We start from the raw sequence: 17,175 nt of genomic DNA on the forward strand, positions 1-17,175 counted from the left end.
GACCCGCTTCGACAAACTCGCCGTCCGCTACGAAGCCACCGTCCACATCGCCGCCATCAACGAGTGGCTGTGACCGACTTCGACACAGGCCCTAGAACGGAAGACGTCGTGGTCGCGGCCATACAAGCACTCGCCTCTGAACGCATATGGTCACGTCGGGCGCATTCGGCGCAGACAGTTCGAGGCGGGTTGCGCCCGCACCCGGGGTGCCATCGGTCACGAGACCGTGGCCCGTTCGCGGATCTCCACCGCCGTCTCAAGCATCTGCCGAGTGCTGGTGAACCAGTCCTGCAGATTCAGATCCACGATGAGCTCGTCTGCGCCAGCCTCTGCGGCCGTTTCGACATCGTCCATGATCTGGTCGAGAGTGCCGACGAACGGGGATCGGTCAGGTCCTGCCGGACGGTCAGTGAAGGTCACGTTTCCCACCACGACCATCTCCATCCGGCTCGCGTCCCGGCCATACCCGGAAGCCATTTCCCGGATACGAGCCCAGCTTGCGCGCAGTTCCGCGGCTCCCGCTGGTCCAGGTTTGCTGAGGAACGGCAGCCAGCCGTCCGCGCGTCTGGCAATGCGTTCCACGGCCTTGGAACGGGTGCTGCGGCCTATGTTGCTGCCACCACCGCCCAGCATCACGGGGATCTTCGAAACGGGCTTGGGCAGGACCGAGGCGTTGTCGATGACCACGCGAGGACCTCGGACGGTCACCGGGTCCGGCCCCCACGCGGCATCGAAGACGTCCAGCGTCTCGTCGAGGAAGCGGCCGCGATCCGCTCCGGTGGCGCCAGTGGCCCGGAACTCGTCGGTGGACCAGCCGGCGCCGAGGCCAGCGACCATGCGGCCGCCGCTGATCTGATCGATCGTGGCCAGCGCCTTCGCCAGCTGGATGGGAGTGTGGAGTGGAGCGATCAGCACAGCGGTACCGAGGCGCACCTTTTCGGTCGCCACCGCCGCTGCCGTGAGAACTGCCAGGGGGTCGGCCGCCTGGCGTTGGGTTGACGGCCACGGCACATCAGGCAGAGCGGAGTATGGCTCGGCCGGTGTCTCGGGGAACAGCAACCGCTCATACGTCCACAAACTGGCGTATCCGCTCGCTTCGGCCGTTCTGGCTGCTTCGACCAGGTCGTGTTGTAGGTCGACTCCCAATCTCTGGGGCAGCCGAAGTCCGAGTTTCATTCTAAGCCCTCCGCTGTAGTCGTGATTGTCGTGGCCGCCGCAGAAACTGTTCTCGGTCCACCCACCCAAGGTTGAACCCTCACACTGATGTGAGTGTCAAGTGTAGGCTTGAGCACATGCAGATCGGAGAACTCGCGGAGCGTACGGGCACATCCCGTCGACTACTGCGCTACTACGAGGAGCAGCAGCTGCTCACACCCAGCCGCGCCCTCAACGGTTACCGTGAGTACCAAGAGTCACACGTGTACATCGTGCAGCAGATCAAGGGACTGCTCGATGCCGGACTGCCGACCCGAATCATTCAGCAGCTCCTGCCGTGCCTGGACAAGCCGCAGACCATCTACGTCCCCAACGTGACACCCGAAATGATCGCCACACTGGAACGCGAACAAGCTCGGCTATCCGAACGCATCGAGTGCCTGACCCGTAACAGAGACGCAATCGCCGACTACCTCGACACGGTTCTCAGCGTCAAGTCAGCGAACGCCCGAAGCACTGCCACGTAAATGATCTGACGAGCGTCTCGCCGCATCCAGTTGCTGCTCGCCGCTGTCAGCGAAGCCGCACACCCACCCGGCGCACCACGGGGCTCGGCAGCAACCGCGCCTGTCGTGACAGCGCGGATGGTGGGAGCCTCGATCGAGTGGCCCGGGGGCTGCGGCCTGGTGGGCGACGGACGAGTCGACCTGTACGCCGGATTCTGTGCGCGGCGCGTACCCCAAAGGGGTCTGCGCCGGCGGCGGCCATCCATCTCGGCCTGCCGTCGCCGGCAGGCTCCAGCGGCCTACCCGCAGACATCGGGCGGGCAGCCCTCAAGCGTCTGCGCCGGGTCGTCACCTTGCGGTGACGGCCCTTGCTTGGCCTTGCTCCGGGTGGGGTTTACCGAGCCACCCCGGTCACCCGGGGTGCTGGTGGGCTCTTACCCCACCGTTTCACCCTTACCGGCCCCGATGGGGCCGGCGGTCTGTTTTCTGTGGCACTGTCCCGCGGGTCACCCCGGGTTGCCGTTAACAACCACCCTGCCCTGTGGAGTCCGGACGTTCCTCGGCGGCGGGCCGAAGCCCGCCGACGCGGCCGCCCGGTCGACTCGTCCGTCGCGCTCTCATCCTAACGACGGGCGGCCCACCGGTATTGCCGCCCCGCCTGATCAAGATCGCGCAGCTCAGGGGCGGTGGCGGCGTTCATCGGGCGGGAGTCCGGCGTTCCCGCCCGAGCGGGCGGGGTCTAGCCTCGTGGGGCTATGGATCTCTCCCACGCCGCGCTGCTGCTCGCCGCCGGTCTCGCCGCGGGCACGGTCAACGCGGTGGCCGGTGGCGGTTCGCTGATCACCTTTCCAGCGATGATCGCGGTCGGGCTGCCCCCGGTGCCGGCGAACGTCAGCAACTCCGTCGCCGTGTTTCCCGGGTACCTGGCCAGCGTGGCGGGCAGTCGCGCGGACCTTCCGCGCGGGCGGGCGCTGGCCACGCTGGTGCCCACCACGATCGTCGGCACCATCCTCGGGGCGCTGCTGTTGCTGGCAACCCCGGCCCGCGCGTTCGAGGTGGTCGTGCCGTTCCTCGTGCTCGGCGCGACCGCCGTGCTTGCCTTCCAGGACCCGCTGCGCCGGCTGGTCGGTCACCCGCGGGACATGTCGCCGCGCCAGCGGACGATCGCGGTGCAGACGATGGTCGGGCTCGGTGCGGTGTACGGCGGGTACTTCGGTGCGGCGCTCGGCGTGATGCTGGTCGCCGGGCTGGCGCTGGTGCTGGACGCGACGCTGGCCCGGGTGAGCGCGATCAAGAATCTGCTCTCCGCGGTGGTGGGGTTCACCACGCTGGTGGTGTTCGCCCTGTTCGGGCCGGTGAACTGGGCCGCCGTCGCGGTGGTCGCGCCGGCCACGCTGATCGGCGGGTACGTCGGCGCCCGGCTGGTCCGCCGGCTGCCGCCGGTGCTGCTCAAGACGATCATCGTGGTGTTCGGCACGGTGATCGGGCTCTACCTGCTCTGGCGCGCCCTGAGCTGACACCGGCGGCGGCGGGGATGCGCGGTCAGTACGCCTCGCCGACCGGCTCCTCCGGGGCGTGCTCGGTGTCGGCTGCGGCGCGGTTCCACCGGGACCAGAGCACCCGCTCGCCGTAGCCGGCGGCCATCACGTGCGCGAAGGCCAGGTAGACCAGCACGCCGACGGTGAGCACCCCGAAGCCGACCCAGAACGGCAGCGACAGCGAGTGCTCGGCGAGCTTGCCGGAGATGATCGGCGCGGGCGCGGCGGCGCCCCAGCGGACGAGGTTGAAGGCGCCGGTGGCCACCCGGCGGTCGCTGGAGCCGAGGCCGAGCGCCAGGTCGGTGAGGTTGGCGTTGGCCAGCCCCATGCAGAGCCCGGCGAGCACCAGCACGACGAGTGCCTCGGTGGTGCTGGTGGAGGTGGCGAAGAGGACCATGCAGACCAGCAGCCCGGCGATGGCCACGCCGACGGTCTGCACCGCGCCGATCCGGTGGGCCAGGCGGTGGCCGATCAGCAGGATGCCGGTGGCCAGGCCGAGTCCCCAGCCGGTGAACGCCAGCCCCAGCGGGATGATGTCCAGGCCCAGGAAGAGCGGTGTGTAGCCGAGCACCACGAAGAACACGAAGTTGTACGTGCCGGTCACCACGCAGAGCGCGATGAACGCGGGACGGCGGTAGGTGGCGAAGATCTGACCGACGCGCACCGGGGCCTGCCGGTTGGTCGGCTCGCGCAGCTTGCGGGCGGCCACGCCGAGGGCGAGGACCATGAACACGCCGCAGACGAAGAACGGCAGTCGCCAGCTCACCTCGCCGAGGAGGCCGCCGATCAGCGGGCCGACGGCGAAGCCGAGGCCGAGGGCGGTCTCGAAGAGGCCGACCACCCATTCCCGGTCGACGGCGAGGTTGACCAGCACCACCATGGCGGTGGCGAAGAACATCGCGTTGCCCAGTCCCCAGACGCCGCGCAGCACGGACAGCTGCACGATGTTGTCGCTGAACGAGGCGAGGATCGCGGCCAGGCCGACCACGGAGACTCCGGCGATCAGCACCGGCTTGAAGCCGAACCGGCCGCTGGCCAGGGTCGCCGGGATCATGCCGAGGGCCATCACCGCGATGTACGCGGTGAACAGCAGCTCGACCTGCCAGGCGGTGACCCCGATCGCGTCGCCGATGGCCGGCAGGATCGGGTCGACGACGGCGATGCCGGCGATCGCGAGGAAGGCCACCAGTGTGGTGGCGTAGATGGCACTGCGGTTCGGTTCGGAACGCCGATCCACTCCAACTCCCCAATTAGCTGTATAGTACAGGTACTTATCCTGTATCATACAGCTATGAGCGATGACCCCTACCGGGACGCCGAGGCCGAGACCGACGAGGTCACCCTGGGCCGGATCGAGACCGAGGTGGCCCTGCTGATGCGCTTCGGCGAGGCGACCCGACGGGCCACCGGCACCGCCGAGCACCGGGTGCTCGACCGGGCGGCGTACGTGATCCTGCGTCATCTGGACACCGCCGGCCCGCAGAACGTCTCCGCGCTCGCCGCCCGACTCAACCTGGACGGCTCGACCGTGACCCGGCAGGTGTCCGCGCTACAGCGCGACGGCCTGATCACCCGTACCCCGGACCCGTCCGACGGCCGGGGCACCGTCATCTCCCCCACCGCCACCGGCCTGCAACGGATGGCCGCGGTCCGGGCCGCGCGGACCCGGCTCTACGGCGACATGCTCGGCGACTGGCCCGCCGAGGACCGGGAGACCCTCGCGGTGCTGCTGCGCCGCCTCAACGAGGCCCTGGAAGCGCGCAACCGCCCCCGCTGAGCCGCGCCGCACGCAGTGAAAGGAAGGGCCCCTTGTTAACGCCAGGCGTTAACAAGGGGCCCTTCCTTTCACGGGACGTCAGGCGACCGGCTCCCGGGCGGAGTCGACGTCGCGCTCCGTGCCGGCGGTGACCCGGGGGTCACCCTCGTCGGCGAAGTAGTCGTCCGGCGTGGTGCCGTCGACCCCCTCGGCCACCTTGGCGGCGCGCACGGCCAGCGTCACCAGCGCCGCGACCGCCAGGTTCACCAGCACCGCCACGATGCCCACGTAGATCGTCTTGGTGGTGTCGAACCCGAACTCCGAGAGCGGGAACGCCGAGCCACCGAAGTGCTTCCGGGTGGGGCTCGCCACCTGGTAGAGCATCCACATGCCCAGCCCCATGCCGGCCGCCCAGCCGACGATGAGCCCGGTGCGGTGGAACCAGCGGGTGTAGAGACCCAGCGCCACCGCCGGCAGCGTCTGGAGGATGATCACGCCGCCGATCAGCTGGAGGTCGATGGAGAACTGCGGGTCCAGGAAGACGATGCAGGCCACCGCGCCGACCTTAACCACCAGCGAGGTGATCTTCGAAACGTTCGCCTCCTGCGCCGGGCTGGCGTCCCGCTTCAGGTACTCCTTGTAGACGTTGCGGGTGAACAGGTTCGCCGCCGCGATCGACATGATCGCCGCCGGCACCAGCGCGCCGATGCCGATCGCCGCGTACGCGACACCGGCGAACCAGTCCGGGAACTGCTGGTCGAAGAGCAGCGGCACGATGGTGTTGTTGTCCACGCTGCCTTCCGACGCACCCGGCAGCGGCTTCACGCCGGCCGCGATCGCCATGTAACCGAGCAGCGCGATCAGCCCGAGCAGCAGGCTGTACGCGGGCAGCGCCGACATGTTCCGCTTGATCACGTCGCGGTTCCTGCTGGCCAGCACGCCGGTGATGCTGTGCGGGTAGAGGAAGAGCGCCAGCGCCGAGCCGAACGCCAGGGTGACGTACTGGAGCTGGTTGTTGCCGTTGAGCAGGATCCCGTCGTTCGGGTTCGGTGAGGCGTCGAACTTCGCGTCCGCGGCGGCGAAGATGTCACCCCAGCCGCCCAGCTTGTACGGCAGGTAGACGATCGCCACCAGGATCACGATGTAGATCAGCGTGTCCTTGACGAACGCGATCAGCGCCGGCGCGCGCAGCCCCGACTGGTAGGTGTAGGCCGCCAGGATGGCGAACGCGATGATGATCGGCAGGTGCCGGGCCAGCGCGTTGTCGCCGGTCACCCCCATCGTCTTGAGGACCGCCTCGATGCCGACCAACTGCAACGCGATGTACGGCATGGTGGCCACGATGCCGGTGATCGCGATCAACAGCGCCAGCACCGGCGAGTCGAACCGGTTGCGGACGAAGTCGGCCGGCGTGACGAACCCGTGCCGGTGCGACACCGACCAGAGTCGGACCAGCACCAGGAAGACCAACGGGTAGATCACGATGGTGTACGGCACCGCGAAGAACCCGGCCGCGCCGGCCCCGAACATCAGCGCCGGCACCGCCACGAAGGTGTACGCGGTGTAGAGGTCACCGCCGACCAGGAACCAGGTGATCCAGCCGCCAAAGCTGCGCCCGCCCAGCCCCCACTCGTCGAGGTGGGCCATGTCCTTCGGGGCACGCCACCGGGCGGCCACGAAGCCCATCCCGCTGACCAGTAGGAAGAGCAGGGAGAAGACGATGATCTCGGTGAGATGGTCCCGCCACATCAGTGCTCACCCCGCTTCTTCGTCATCTGGTAGACCAGCGTCGTGGTGGCCACGCCGAGCAGGATCCAGGCGAGTTGCAGCCAGTAGTAACGCGGGAACCCGAAGATTCGGGGAGAGTCGCCGTTGAAGAAAGCCGGGATCAGCGGCACCACGATGGGGATGAAAAGCAACCAGTTCCAGGGGCTGTGGTCCTTCGCCCTGGGCGGCGCCGTGGTGGGCGCCTCCGGTTCCGGTGCAGCCATGTGACACACCTCCGGGAAGAATGGCTCGCGATGTAACGGCCGGAGGCTACGACTCTGTGACCGCTGTCACGCGCGCTGCGCGAAGGGTGCTGCGCCGAGCGGCCGACGGCATGCGCCGAACGGCGCGACCGGTCGGGCCGACGGGCGAGCAGGTCCGGCCGGATCAGCCGGCGGAGAGGTGGGCGGTGTCGTTGACCGTGCGCACCGCGACGCCGCCGTCGGGCCACATGTCGAGCACCGAGATGCCGGCCGCGTCCAGGAAGAGCCGGTGCAGGAAGCCGTCGCTGGCCGCGAGCGCGTCCCGCAGCACCAGCTTGATCGGCGAGACGTGCGAGACGACCACCACGGTCTCCCCGGGGTACGCCTTGATCAGCCCGGCGACCACCCGGTGGCAGCGCTCGGCCACCTGGGTGAACGACTCACCACCTGGCGGGGCGATCCGGGGTGAGGCGAGCCAGGCGTCCATCTCCCCCGGCCATTGCGCGCGCACCTCGGTGAAGGTGCGCCCCTCCCAGTCCCCGAAGTCGCACTCGATCAGGTCGTCCTCGGTGCGTACCGGGACGTCGCCGAGCGCCCCGGCGATCGCCGCCGCGGTCTGCGTACACCGGGACAGCGGGGAGCTGAGCACGGCCGCGACGGACGGGGCCAGCGCGGCCACCCGGGTGGCGGTGGCCCGGACCTGGGCCCGGCCGCGCTCGGAGAGCGGCACGTCGCCCCGGCCGGAGTAGCGCCGCTGCTCGGTGTACGCGGTCTCGCCGTGCCGGACCAGGATCAGCCGGGTGGCGGTGAAGCTCGGTCGCGGCTCCCAGGAGGCCGGCGCGGTCGCCGGGTCGCTGCCGGTGGTCGTCGCCGCGGGTCGCCCGACGGTGGCGTCCAGCGCGGCGGTGGTCGGCGTCGCCGCGGGTCGCCCGGCGGCGGCGTCCATCGCGGCGTTTGCCAGCGCGTCGGCGTGCCGGTTCTGCTCGCGGGGGATCCAGGCGAACCGGACCGCCGCGAACCGGCCCACCAGGCTGGCCGCCTGGGCGGCGAGCGGTCGCAGGCCGGGGTGCTTGATCTGCCACCGGCCGCACATCTGCTCGACCACCAGCTTGGAGTCCATCCGGACGTCCACCTCGGCGGCGCCCAGCTCGGCGGCGGCCGTCAGCCCCGCGATCAGGCCCTGGTACTCGGCGACGTTGTTGGTCGCCGTACCGATCGACTCGGAACGCTCGGCGAGCACCTCGCCGGTCCCCGGGTCGCGCACCAGCGCGCCGTAGCCGGCCGGGCCCGGGTTGCCCCGGGACCCGCCGTCGGCCTCGACGACGACCACGCGCGGCGCCACGACCTACAGGCCCGACTCGTTGGTGCGGACCATGATCCGCCGGCAGTCCTCGCAGCGGACCACGTCGTCCGGGGCGGCCTTGCGGATCCGGGCCAGGTCGGCGCCGGAGAGCTCCAACCGGCAGCCGCCGCAGCGGCCCGCGGTGAGCAGCGCGGCGCCCAGCCCGGTGTCCTGGCGGATCTTGTCGTAGAGGGTGACCAGCTCGCTCGGGAGGTCGGCGGCCAGTGGCTGACGGGCCCCCCGCTTGAACTCCTCGTCCTTGGCGATCTCGGCCAGCGCCTCGTCCCGGCGCTGCTCGGTGGCGGCCCGCTTCTCCCGGGTCTCGGCCAGCCGCTGCTCCACGCCGTCCAGCACGCCCTGCGCGGTCTCCCGCTGCTCCATCAACTCCAGCTCGGCGTCCTCCAGGTCGCCCTGGCGCCGGTTCAGCGAGACCAGCTCGTGCTGGAGCGCCTCCAGCTCCCGGGCCGGCCCGGTGCCGGCAGCCAGCCGGTTCTGGTCCTTCTCCTTGCGGGCCCGGACCTGGTCGACGTCCTTCTCCAGCCGGGCGATGTCCCGGTCCAGGTCGTCGACCGCCACCTGGGCGCGGACCCGCTCGTCCTCCAGCGACGACAGCTCCCGGGCCAGCGCCTCCAGCTCCGCCCGCTCGGGCAGCGAACGCCGGCGGTGGGCGAGCTGGGCGAGGTTGGTGTCGATCGCCTGGAGGTCGAGCAGGCGGCGCTGCACCTGGGGGTCAGCCTTCACGGTCGGGCTCCTTGTCGTCCACAACGGGTGCGGCGGCGTGCACGGTCCACGGGTCGGTGTCCAGGTCGGACACCAGCGTCTCGACGCCCGGCGCCTCCCGCAGGAGGGCGGCCAGGTCGTCCAGCCACGGTCGTTCCGTCGCCCAGTGGGCGGCGTCGATCAGGGCGGGACCATCGGCGGCGAGGTGCTCGCCGGCCGGGTGGTGCCGCAGGTCGGCGGTGAGGTACGCGTCCACCCCGGCGGCGGTCGCGGCGCCGAGGAAGCTGTCCCCCGACCCGCCGCTGACGGCGAGGGTACGAACCATACGCCCGGGATCCCCCGCGGCGCGAACTCCCCACGACGTGACGGGGAGCACCGCGGCGGCGTGCCGGGTCAGCTCGGCGAGGGTCATCGGGCGGGGCAGCTCGCCGATCCGGCCGATACCCCGCTCGTCGCCGTACGCGGGCGACCCGGGCGCGGGCCGGTGCAGCGGGCGCAGCCCGGTCAACCCGAACCGGGCAGCGAGGGCGTCGGAGACACCCGGGGAGGCCACGTCGGCGTTGGTGTGGGCCACGTAGAGCGCCACCCCGGCCCGGATCAGCTGATGGACGATCCGCCCCTTGAACGTCGTCGGAGCGACCGAGGAGACCCCGCGCAGCAGCAGCGGGTGGTGCGCGACGATCATGTCGACGCCGGCAGCCAGCGCCTCGGCGACCGTCTCGGGCACCACGTCGACCACGCAGAGCACCCGGTGGACCGGGGCCGTCGGCTCGCCGAGCACCAGACCCACCCGGTCCCACTCCTCCGCCCAGACCGGCGGGTAGCGCCGTTCCAGCTCGGCCACCACGTCGGTCACCGTGGGGGTGGATCCGCATACGCTCACGGCGGGCCAGCTTACCGTCGCGCGGGCCGCAGGGCGGCGATGCCCGGCCCGGCCGCGCCGGCCGAGCGGCGAGCCGGACACGTCCGCCCGACGATCCGGCGGCGAGCCGGACGTGCCCGCCCGGCGGTCAGGCGGCGCGGCTGGAGCCGGCGAGCAGTGCGGCCAGCGGCATCTGCCAGGGAAACGCGTGCAGGTGCTGCTCGCCCGTTCCCGGCGGGTGCAGGGCGACCACGTGATCGCCGAAGAGCACCGTGACCCCCCATTCGGCCAGCCGGGCCAGGCCGGCCCGGAACGCCGGGTGGGCGGCCATCGCGGCGTTGGTGTACGGCACCGCCACGATGGGGACGCCCTTGCCCTGCGCCTCGACCAGCAGGCCGAGCGCGAGGGTGTCGGCGATCCCGGCGGCCCACTTGTTGACCGTGTTCACGGTGGCCGGGCAGACGATCATGGCGTCGGCTGGCGGCAGCACGTCCGGGTCGCCGGGGTTCTTGTAGTGCGTCCGCACCGGGTGACCCGTCTGCCGGATCAGGGCGGACCTGTCGACGAACTTGGCGCCGTCCGGCGTGGCGACCACGCAGACCTCCCAGCCGTCCTGCTGGGCCAGGTCGACCAGGCGGCCGACGTGCCGGGCCAGCGGCGAACCGCAGGCGATGACATAGAGCACCTCGCGGTGCCCGCTGGTGCGCTGTGAACCGGCCATCAAACCGGCTCCGCGCTCATACCCCTACTCCCATGTGCTCAGCCAACTCCGCTACCGGAGAAGGCGGCGCACCACGTGTGCGACGCAGGATGTCCGACATCACCTCGTGCGCGATCGGCCGGCAGCGGATCTCCGACGGGGCGAGCCGGTCGCCGCGCAGCAGCATCTCGCCAGCGTTCGCCACGTCGCCGACCTGGGCGAAACCGCGGGCGATGTCGAGCAGGTGGTGCGCCCGGCGCTCGGGCAGCAACGCGTTGAAGGAGGGCTCCACGATGCGCAGCTGGTGCACCTCCACCGCCCGCCCCCCGTCGCCCAGCTCCACCGCGGCCGCGGCCCGGTGCAGCTCCACGTTGGTCGGGCCGAACGAGGTCCAGTAGTGGTTGTGGTCGCCGCCGAGCAGCGTGGCCGCCTCCTCGGCGCCGTTGATGAGGTCGTCGACGGTCGCCGAGTCACCGATCCGGGAGGCGGCCATCGCGCCCTGGAGCAGCAGCATGCCGTAGACGGAGAGCCGGGCCGGGGACACCTCGTTGCCGCCACCGGGTGCGAGCCGGTTGGCGATCTGGACGTTCAGCTCCAGCGCCGGACGGGCACGCCCCATCGCGACCAGCGCGTTGCACACCCGGGTGGTGGCGATGCCGGCCAGCAGCGGGTCGTCGGCCCGCTGGGCCACCGCCATCGAGCGGTCCGCGGCCAGCCAGGCCAGCTCGCACTCGCCGAGCTTGCGCAGCACGGAGGAGGCGATCTGGTAGACCTGCCCGAGCAGGTGCGCCGCCTCCGGGGCCTGCTCGCCGCCGTAGCCGGCGTCGGCCGCCTGAGCGTCCCGCAGCAGCTTCGGCAGCGCCCGGGTGAGCATCCCGTAGCGGCCGTACTGGTAGGTGAGCCAGGCGTGGTTGACGGCCTTGCGCATGTCGTCCAGCGGGGGTGGGTACGGTGCCGCGTCGAAGTACGCGCTCATCGAGTCGTACCGCTCCAGCGCGGCCCTGATCTCCTGCACCTCGACCTGATCGATGCAGTTCAACGCGTCGGTCCGCCGCTCCGGGTCCTTGCCCATCAGCAGCTGCACGTCCGCCTGGAGGATGTCGGCGATCTCGTAGAGGACCGAGAACTTGTCCAACCGACGGACGCCGCGCTCGACCTTGTCCACCCAGCTCTTCGACTTGCCCAACCGGTCCGCGAAGACCTGCTGCGACATCTTGCGTCGCCCCCGCCAGTAGGCCACTCGCCGCCCTATGGGTAGCTCGTCCATCTGCCCATCCCTCCCCCTGACGCCCCGGCCATCGGGTCCGGGCGATGTCCGCGGGTGCGGCGAACCTCGTTCATCTTCAGGTTCTCGCTGGTCGCACAGCCAGTGCGTCAGCCGTACAGCCAATCCTCGTACTTTTCGTGCAAGTTGCACGAGCCGTTCGTCAACCTCAACGATCGTGGGTTACGGCAGTGACGGTGCTCGAACTGCGACCTGGCGTTCGCCGGGCCCGATGAGGGGAGATGGCACACATGTGGGGGAACGTCGGACCGCGCGTCGCCGAACTGTCGCCGTTGGAACGGGTCCGGCTGCGCCGGGTCGCCGTGCGGTACGCCGCGCACGGGTGGGAGGTGACCCCGGGGGCGTGTCTGGCCCGCAGCCGGTTCGTCTGCGGCCGGGCCGGCTGCCCCACCGTGGGCTGCCACCCGGCGCTGGAGAACTGGGAGCTGGCGGCCAGCGCCGACCCGGCCCGGGTGGCCACCTGGTGGCGGAGCCGCCCGCACGGCCTGCTGCTGCCCACCGGTCGGGCCTTCGACGTGTTGGAGGTGCCGGCCCACCTCGGCCGACGCGTGCTCGACGCGGTGCAGATCCACCCGGCCGGCACCGGCGTACGCGGGCCGGTGCTGGTCACCCCCACCGGCCGCTGGATGTTCCTCGTCCGCCCCGGTGATCCGCTCCGGCCGGAGCTGGAGCACTGCTTCCACGTGGTCCGGCACGGGCCGGGCTCGTGGATCCCGGCGCCACCCACCCGGCTGCCGGAGGGGACGGTCCGTTGGGCGGTCGCCCCGGAGCAGGCCCGCTGGCAGCTCCCGGACTCCTACCTGGTGCAGAACACGTTGATCGAGGCGCTGCGCGCCACCGGTGTGACACTCACCCCCGACCTGCTCCCCGGTCACCTGCCGCTGCCCCGGCGAGGCATGTGAACGCGCCCCGGCAGCCAATTCGATCCCGTCGCCGACAGCGTCGCCGGGGTGCCGGTCCTCGTTGACAGGAGGACGGCGCGAACGCGCGCCACGAGCGGGGGAATGATGTCCACGGACGACAGAGCGTCTCATCCCGGCGGCACCGAACCGCCCCGCCGCAGCCACCCGCGGCACCGCTGGGCCGGCACTCGCCCGTCCGGCTCGCGCCCCGGTCGGCCCCGCCCCACCGGCACCCGCCCCGCCGGCACCCACCGCCCGCTCCGCTAGTCCGTCAGGGGCAGGTTGGCGGAGAGGAACTGGTACGCGTCGTCGGTGATGACGGCGTGGGTGTGGTCGGCGAGGCGGTCCAGCCAGCCGATGCCGGTGACCCCCATGGCCAGGGCCGCGGTCGCGTACGCGTCGGCCACCCCCAGGTCGGTGCCGACCACCGTCACCGAGCGCAGCCCACCGGCTGGAGCGCCCCGGCGCGGGTCCAGCACGTGCCGGCCGCGCTCGTAGACACCGGAGGTGGCCACGGCCAGATCGGTCCCGGTGAGCACCAGGCAGGTCGCCATCGCGTCCCACGGGTGTCGGATGCCGATCCGCCACGGCTCCCCCGACGGGGAGTGGCCACGCACCCGCACGTCGCCGCCGGCGTTCACGCAGTGGTTCGCCGCGCCGGCTGCGAGCAGCCGGTCCGAGGCGACCTGCGCCGCCCAGCCCTTGACGAACCCGGACGGGTCGAGCCCGCCGGTGGCGTACGCGTCGAAGAACCCGTCGGTGGCGCCCCACAGGTCGGCGCAGGCCTCCAGCACGAACCGCAGGTTTTCCGACGCCTCGGAGAGCAGCACCTCACCCCGGTCGAAGCGGCACACCTCGCTGTCCGCCCGGTACGTGCTGAACCGGGCGTCCACCTCGCGCATCCAGGTGAAGACCTGATCGGCCAGCTCGTGCAGGGTCGCCGGCGGTAGGTCGTCGGCGAGATCCAGGGTGATCGCCGTACCCATGATCTGCTCGACCCGGCACAGCCCGGGTCGGGTCATCGCCGCCGGCACGTCAGAACGCCTGCTCGATCGCGCCCCGCAGCGACTGCTTGTAGGAGTTGCTGGTCTCGGTGGCGCCGGAGACGGTGTTCAGGTTGGCGCTCTGCTTCTGCACCACCTCGCCGCCGGTGCCGTTGTACCGGTCCCGGACGTCGCCGCTGTGGATGTCGGACTCACCCCCGCTGGGCAGGGACAGCGAGATGGCCTCGACGATGCGGTTGCCGGAGACCACGATCTGCACCTGCACGTACCCGTACTCGTTGTCCACGCCCGGCCCGGTGACCCGGCGGGTGGTCGGCTGCGGCGCCTTGGTGGTGGTCCGCGGCGTGGTCGGAGCCTTCGTGGTGGTGCGGGTGCCGGGCGGGCGCGCGGTGCTGCCGCTCCTGCTCGCCCTGGGTGAGGAGGGCGCGTCGGCGCTCACCGACGGCTTCAGGGCCACGCCCGCCGGGGCGACGCTCGGGTCCGCACCCTGCGGGGTGGGGTTGACCGGCTGGGCGGCCGGCAGGTCCTGGGCGACCTGGGTGGTGCCCGGCGAGCCCTTGAGGACCACCAGCGCGGTGGTGCTGGCTGCCAGACCGGTGATCGCGAGGAACGCGCGACGCATGCGATGCCTTCCTACAACTCGAAGGTGGCCAGGTGGATCTGCCGGCGGGGCACGCCGGCCCGGCGCAGCGCGCGCACCGACTGCTCGACGAGCCCGGGCGGCCCGCAGAGGTAGACGTCGCGTCGGGCCACGTCGGGCACCAGTTGGCGCAGCCCGTCGGGGCTCATCAGCTGGCGGGGGCCGGGGTCGTCGCGGGAGCCGATGACGTACCAGATCGAGGTCTCCCGGGCCTGGGCCAGCCAGTCCAGCTCCCGGCTCAGGAGCACGTTGGCCGGGGTACGGGCCCGGTAGATCAGCGCCGCGCCCGGCGGCAACTCCTCCAGCATGGCCCGGATCGGCGTGATGCCGCTGCCGCCGGCGATCAGCAGTGCTCGGTCGCGGACCCGGTGCGCGGCGGTGAAGGTGCCCGACGGACCCTCCGCCCAGACCCGGGTGCCCGGGTCCAGGTCGCGCAGGTCGGCCGTGTGCGTGCCGACCACCTTGACGGTGAGCCGCAGCCAGCGACCGTTGGCCGCGGCGGAGACGGAGAACGGGTGCGACTGCCACCAGCAGCCCCGGGTGAGGAAGCGCCAGCGGAAGTACTGTCCGCCGAGCACCGCCAGCCGGTCCAGCCGCTCACCGGTGAGGTAGATGGAGATCGTGTCGGGGCTCTCCGCGACCACGTCGGCGACCCGCAGCCGGTACCGCAGGTTGAACGCCAGCGGCGCGATCACCCGGCCCCACAGCAGGGCGGCGACCACCAGCAGGTAGAGCGCGATCCAGCCGGTCCGTACCGGCCCGGGCTTGTAGAGCTGCGCGCCGTGGGTGAACTGGTGCGCGTAGCCGAGCAGCAGCACCAGGTAGCTGGACAGGTGCAGCAGGTGCCACAGCTCGTAGGGCAGTGCCCGCCGGATCGCCCGGATGCTGCTGAACCCGACCAGCACCATGATGCCGGCGGCGACGAACGCCGAGACCATGTCCTCGTAGTCGCCGAGCAACGTGCCGACCTCGGCGAAGACCGACTGGTTCCGCAGGTCCGCGTAGCCGACCAGGGTCAGCGACACGTGCGCCAGCACGGCGACGAGCAGGGTGGCACCGATGTCACGGTGCCAGCGGGCCAGCTGCTCGCCGCCGATCCACCGCTCCAGCACCGGCAGCCGGCTCATCATCAGCACCTGCACCAGCAGCAGGTAGCCGGCGACCAAACCGGTGATCCGGCCGGCGGCCGTCAGGGTCGCCGCGGTGGTCCGCAGCGAGCCGGCGGGGGTGCCCAGCCACCACGGCAGCACGCTGGCGAGCAGGCCGACCAGGAGCAGCGCGGCCAGCAACCGCCGGCCGCCGGGGCCGCGCCGGGCCGGGGTCTGCGGGGGTACGGGCGCAGCCGACCGGCCGCCGTGCCAGGACGTGGTCCCGGTACGGCGGCCGGCGGCGTGGGTGTGCGAACGCGTCACGCGTACAGCTTCATCGGGGCGTACTTCTGGCGGGGGAAGACCTTGTCCACCTCCGCGTTGGTGAGCCCGAACCGGCCCTGCGCAACCGCGCCGTAGACGTTGAACATGTTGTTGTACTCCGGCACGTCACCGGAATCCAGCTTGTCCAGGCCGTTCCAGGTGCCGAGCAGCGAGCCGGCCAGCTTCTTGCCGGAGAGCAGGGTGACCACCCCGCCGTGCCCGTGGTCGGTGCCGCCGCTGTTGGAGCCGACCCGCCGGCCGAACTCGCTGGACACCATGATCGTCACGTCGGCTGCCTGCGGGCCGAGGTCGGTGAAGAACGCGGCCATCGCGCTGGCCAGCTCGTTCAGCCGGCGGTGCAGCTGACCGCCGTCGCGGGTGCCCTGGTTCTCGTGGGTGTCGTAGCCGCCCATCCCGACCGTGGCGACCCGGACGTTCGCGCCACCCTTGATCAGCTGGGCAAGCTGCTTGAACGCGTTGCCGATGCCCTGGTACTCGATGCCCGCGGCGGGCTGGTACGGCTTGGCGGCGAGCTTCTGCGCGGTGGCCAGCGCGCCCATGCCCTCCTGCACGGCCTCCTCGACCGGGTGGTTGATTCCGGTGAAGAGGCCCTTGATGGCCTTCTCGGTGGCGGCCCGGAACCGGTCGTCGCCGTTGAGTCGCAGCGAACCGACGTTGTTCAGCGAGAGCGCGCCGTTGTTGCCGACCAGCGAGCGGGGCAGCGTGCTGCCGACGCCGACGCTGCGGAACGCGGTGCCCTTGCCAAGGTTGTCGACCAGGCCGTCGAGCCAGCCCCGGCCACCGGTCTCGTTGGGGAGCCCGCCAAGGTTGCAGGCGTCCGCGGCCTGGAAGTGGCTGCGGGACAGCCGCTCGTCGGAGACCGCCGGGATGAAGCCCAGCTGGCCGGCCTTGAGCCACTGCTCCAGCGGCTTGAACGCGCTGGTCAGCTTGAAGCCGCGGCCCAGGGCCAGCGAATCGTTGCCGAGCAGCAGGTCGGGGCGGGCCTTGGCGAGCACCGGGTCGTTGTCCGGCGCGACCAGGCTCAGCCCGTCCAGCCCACCGTAGAGGAAGACGTGGATCAGGGTGCCGGTCTTGGTCGCCGCGAACGACGCCGAGGTGGTGACGAACTGGGCGGTGGCCAGCGCGGTGGCGGTGGCCGCGGCACCGGCGACGAAGGTCCGTCGAGTGACGCCGCGACCGTCCTGCTGGGCCTCCTCCAGGTCCTCCAGGGTGCGGTAGCGGTCGGCCTCGGCGGCGTTCTCCGCGGCGACGAGGTCGGCCTCCGCCCGCAGCAGCGCCTCGGCCGGGTTGTCGGCCAGCCGCCGCAGGTCGGGGCATTCGGGGTGCAGGGGGAAAGAGTTGTACACAGTCTTCTCCATCGGG

17 protein-coding genes and 1 other RNA gene are annotated in these 17,175 nt (G+C 71.4%); 4 read left to right on the plus strand and 14 right to left on the minus strand.

Translation table 11 applies throughout. The features are described 5' to 3' along the window. Positions 1-216: 216 nt before the first annotated feature. Complete coding sequence (locus ABZU69_RS17680) at positions 217-1,176, minus strand: TIGR03619 family F420-dependent LLM class oxidoreductase (protein WP_354965405.1); 960 nt, start codon at positions 1,174-1,176, stop codon at positions 217-219. A 116-nt stretch (positions 1,177-1,292) separates the two neighbouring features. Between ABZU69_RS17680 and ABZU69_RS17685 the strand changes: the two genes are divergently transcribed. After that, positions 1,293-1,682: a MerR family transcriptional regulator gene (locus tag ABZU69_RS17685; RefSeq protein ID WP_354965406.1), complete on the plus strand. Its 390-nt coding sequence runs from the start codon at positions 1,293-1,295 to the stop codon at positions 1,680-1,682. A 167-nt stretch (positions 1,683-1,849) separates the two neighbouring features. On the opposite strand, the gene rnpB is transcribed toward ABZU69_RS17685, so the two are convergent. Continuing rightward, positions 1,850-2,266, minus strand: an RNA gene (gene rnpB, locus ABZU69_RS17690) — RNase P RNA component class A. Between the two features lie 150 nt (positions 2,267-2,416). Between rnpB and ABZU69_RS17695 the strand changes: the two genes are divergently transcribed. Then, a complete protein-coding gene (locus ABZU69_RS17695; RefSeq protein WP_354965407.1) occupies positions 2,417-3,178 on the plus strand; it encodes a sulfite exporter TauE/SafE family protein in 762 nt (253 codons plus the stop codon). 25 nt (positions 3,179-3,203) lie between these two features. On the opposite strand, the gene ABZU69_RS17700 is transcribed toward ABZU69_RS17695, so the two are convergent. Further along, positions 3,204-4,436, minus strand: a complete 1,233-nt coding sequence (locus ABZU69_RS17700) for an MFS transporter (protein ID WP_354965408.1) — start codon at positions 4,434-4,436, stop codon at positions 3,204-3,206. A 54-nt stretch (positions 4,437-4,490) separates the two neighbouring features. Between ABZU69_RS17700 and ABZU69_RS17705 the strand changes: the two genes are divergently transcribed. After that, entirely contained in the window at positions 4,491-4,976 is a 486-nt protein-coding gene (locus tag ABZU69_RS17705; protein ID WP_354965409.1) for a MarR family transcriptional regulator, read from the plus strand. A 78-nt stretch (positions 4,977-5,054) separates the two neighbouring features. On the opposite strand, the gene mctP is transcribed toward ABZU69_RS17705, so the two are convergent. From mctP to ABZU69_RS17740, 7 genes are all read right to left on the minus strand, one after another. Then, positions 5,055-6,704, minus strand: a complete 1,650-nt coding sequence (gene mctP / locus ABZU69_RS17710) for a monocarboxylate uptake permease MctP (RefSeq protein ID WP_354965410.1) — start codon at positions 6,702-6,704, stop codon at positions 5,055-5,057. Next, positions 6,704-6,946 carry a DUF3311 domain-containing protein gene (locus ABZU69_RS17715; protein WP_354965411.1) on the minus strand — a complete coding sequence of 81 codons (243 nt, stop codon included), beginning with the start codon at positions 6,944-6,946 and terminating at the stop codon, positions 6,704-6,706. Before ABZU69_RS17715 ends, mctP begins: the two co-directional genes overlap by 1 nt. A gap of 163 nt (positions 6,947-7,109) precedes the next feature. Further along, positions 7,110-8,267, minus strand: a complete 1,158-nt coding sequence (locus tag ABZU69_RS17720) for a bifunctional RNase H/acid phosphatase (RefSeq protein ID WP_354965412.1) — start codon at positions 8,265-8,267, stop codon at positions 7,110-7,112. A gap of 3 nt (positions 8,268-8,270) precedes the next feature. Further along, positions 8,271-9,008 carry a C4-type zinc ribbon domain-containing protein gene (locus ABZU69_RS17725; protein ID WP_354965413.1) on the minus strand — a complete coding sequence of 246 codons (738 nt, stop codon included), beginning with the start codon at positions 9,006-9,008 and terminating at the stop codon, positions 8,271-8,273. Continuing rightward, positions 8,998-9,834: a Nif3-like dinuclear metal center hexameric protein gene (locus tag ABZU69_RS17730; RefSeq protein ID WP_354965646.1), complete on the minus strand. Its 837-nt coding sequence runs from the start codon at positions 9,832-9,834 to the stop codon at positions 8,998-9,000. The genes ABZU69_RS17725 and ABZU69_RS17730 overlap by 11 nt, the downstream gene beginning before the upstream one ends. A 163-nt stretch (positions 9,835-9,997) precedes the next feature. Continuing rightward, positions 9,998-10,570: a flavoprotein gene (locus ABZU69_RS17735; protein WP_354965414.1), complete on the minus strand. Its 573-nt coding sequence runs from the start codon at positions 10,568-10,570 to the stop codon at positions 9,998-10,000. 16 nt (positions 10,571-10,586) lie between these two features. After that, complete coding sequence (locus tag ABZU69_RS17740; protein WP_354965415.1) at positions 10,587-11,816, minus strand: helix-turn-helix domain-containing protein; 1,230 nt, start codon at positions 11,814-11,816, stop codon at positions 10,587-10,589. Positions 11,817-12,064: 248 nt separating this feature from the next. On the opposite strand from ABZU69_RS17740, the gene ABZU69_RS17745 reads away from it, so the two are divergent. Further along, positions 12,065-12,736: a bifunctional DNA primase/polymerase gene (locus tag ABZU69_RS17745; protein ID WP_354965416.1), complete on the plus strand. Its 672-nt coding sequence runs from the start codon at positions 12,065-12,067 to the stop codon at positions 12,734-12,736. Positions 12,737-12,999: 263 nt separating this feature from the next. On the opposite strand, the gene ABZU69_RS17750 is transcribed toward ABZU69_RS17745, so the two are convergent. From ABZU69_RS17750 to ABZU69_RS17765, 4 genes are read right to left on the minus strand one after another with little or no spacing between them, the layout of a single operon-like run. After that, positions 13,000-13,722 carry an FAD:protein FMN transferase gene (locus ABZU69_RS17750; RefSeq protein WP_354965647.1) on the minus strand — a complete coding sequence of 241 codons (723 nt, stop codon included), beginning with the start codon at positions 13,720-13,722 and terminating at the stop codon, positions 13,000-13,002. A gap of 49 nt (positions 13,723-13,771) precedes the next feature. Next, complete coding sequence (locus tag ABZU69_RS17755) at positions 13,772-14,362, minus strand: FMN-binding protein (RefSeq protein WP_354965417.1); 591 nt, start codon at positions 14,360-14,362, stop codon at positions 13,772-13,774. A gap of 11 nt (positions 14,363-14,373) precedes the next feature. Continuing rightward, entirely contained in the window at positions 14,374-15,792 is a 1,419-nt protein-coding gene (locus tag ABZU69_RS17760; protein WP_354965418.1) for a ferredoxin reductase family protein, read from the minus strand. Further along, the gene (locus tag ABZU69_RS17765; protein ID WP_354965419.1) at positions 15,789-17,171 is read right to left on the minus strand and encodes a DUF1501 domain-containing protein; all 1,383 of its coding nucleotides are present in this window, start codon (positions 17,169-17,171) and stop codon (positions 15,789-15,791) included. Before ABZU69_RS17765 ends, ABZU69_RS17760 begins: the two co-directional genes overlap by 4 nt. Positions 17,172-17,175 lie beyond the last annotated feature (4 nt).

Source organism: Micromonospora sp. NPDC005206 (assembly GCF_040608175.1).
Classification (GTDB): Bacteria; Actinomycetota; Actinomycetes; order Mycobacteriales; family Micromonosporaceae; genus Micromonospora.

What these genes read in the sequence shown, in the direction of transcription:
- ABZU69_RS17680 (WP_354965405.1), bottom strand. Translation starts at nt 1,176, where the DNA reads ATGAAACTCGGACTTCGGCTGCCCCAGAGATTGGGAGTCGACCTACAA.
- ABZU69_RS17685 (WP_354965406.1), top strand. Translation starts at nt 1,293, where the DNA reads ATGCAGATCGGAGAACTCGCGGAGCGTACGGGCACATCCCGTCGACTA.
- ABZU69_RS17695 (WP_354965407.1), top strand. Translation starts at nt 2,417, where the DNA reads ATGGATCTCTCCCACGCCGCGCTGCTGCTCGCCGCCGGTCTCGCCGCG.
- ABZU69_RS17705 (WP_354965409.1), top strand. Translation starts at nt 4,491, where the DNA reads ATGAGCGATGACCCCTACCGGGACGCCGAGGCCGAGACCGACGAGGTC.
- mctP (WP_354965410.1), bottom strand. Translation starts at nt 6,704, where the DNA reads ATGTGGCGGGACCATCTCACCGAGATCATCGTCTTCTCCCTGCTCTTC.
- ABZU69_RS17715 (WP_354965411.1), bottom strand. Translation starts at nt 6,946, where the DNA reads ATGGCTGCACCGGAACCGGAGGCGCCCACCACGGCGCCGCCCAGGGCG.
- ABZU69_RS17735 (WP_354965414.1), bottom strand. Translation starts at nt 10,570, where the DNA reads ATGGCCGGTTCACAGCGCACCAGCGGGCACCGCGAGGTGCTCTATGTC.
- ABZU69_RS17740 (WP_354965415.1), bottom strand. Translation starts at nt 11,816, where the DNA reads ATGGACGAGCTACCCATAGGGCGGCGAGTGGCCTACTGGCGGGGGCGA.
- ABZU69_RS17745 (WP_354965416.1), top strand. Translation starts at nt 12,065, where the DNA reads ATGTGGGGGAACGTCGGACCGCGCGTCGCCGAACTGTCGCCGTTGGAA.
- ABZU69_RS17750 (WP_354965647.1), bottom strand. Translation starts at nt 13,722, where the DNA reads ATGGGTACGGCGATCACCCTGGATCTCGCCGACGACCTACCGCCGGCG.
- ABZU69_RS17755 (WP_354965417.1), bottom strand. Translation starts at nt 14,362, where the DNA reads ATGCGTCGCGCGTTCCTCGCGATCACCGGTCTGGCAGCCAGCACCACC.
- ABZU69_RS17765 (WP_354965419.1), bottom strand. Translation starts at nt 17,171, where the DNA reads ATGGAGAAGACTGTGTACAACTCTTTCCCCCTGCACCCCGAATGCCCC.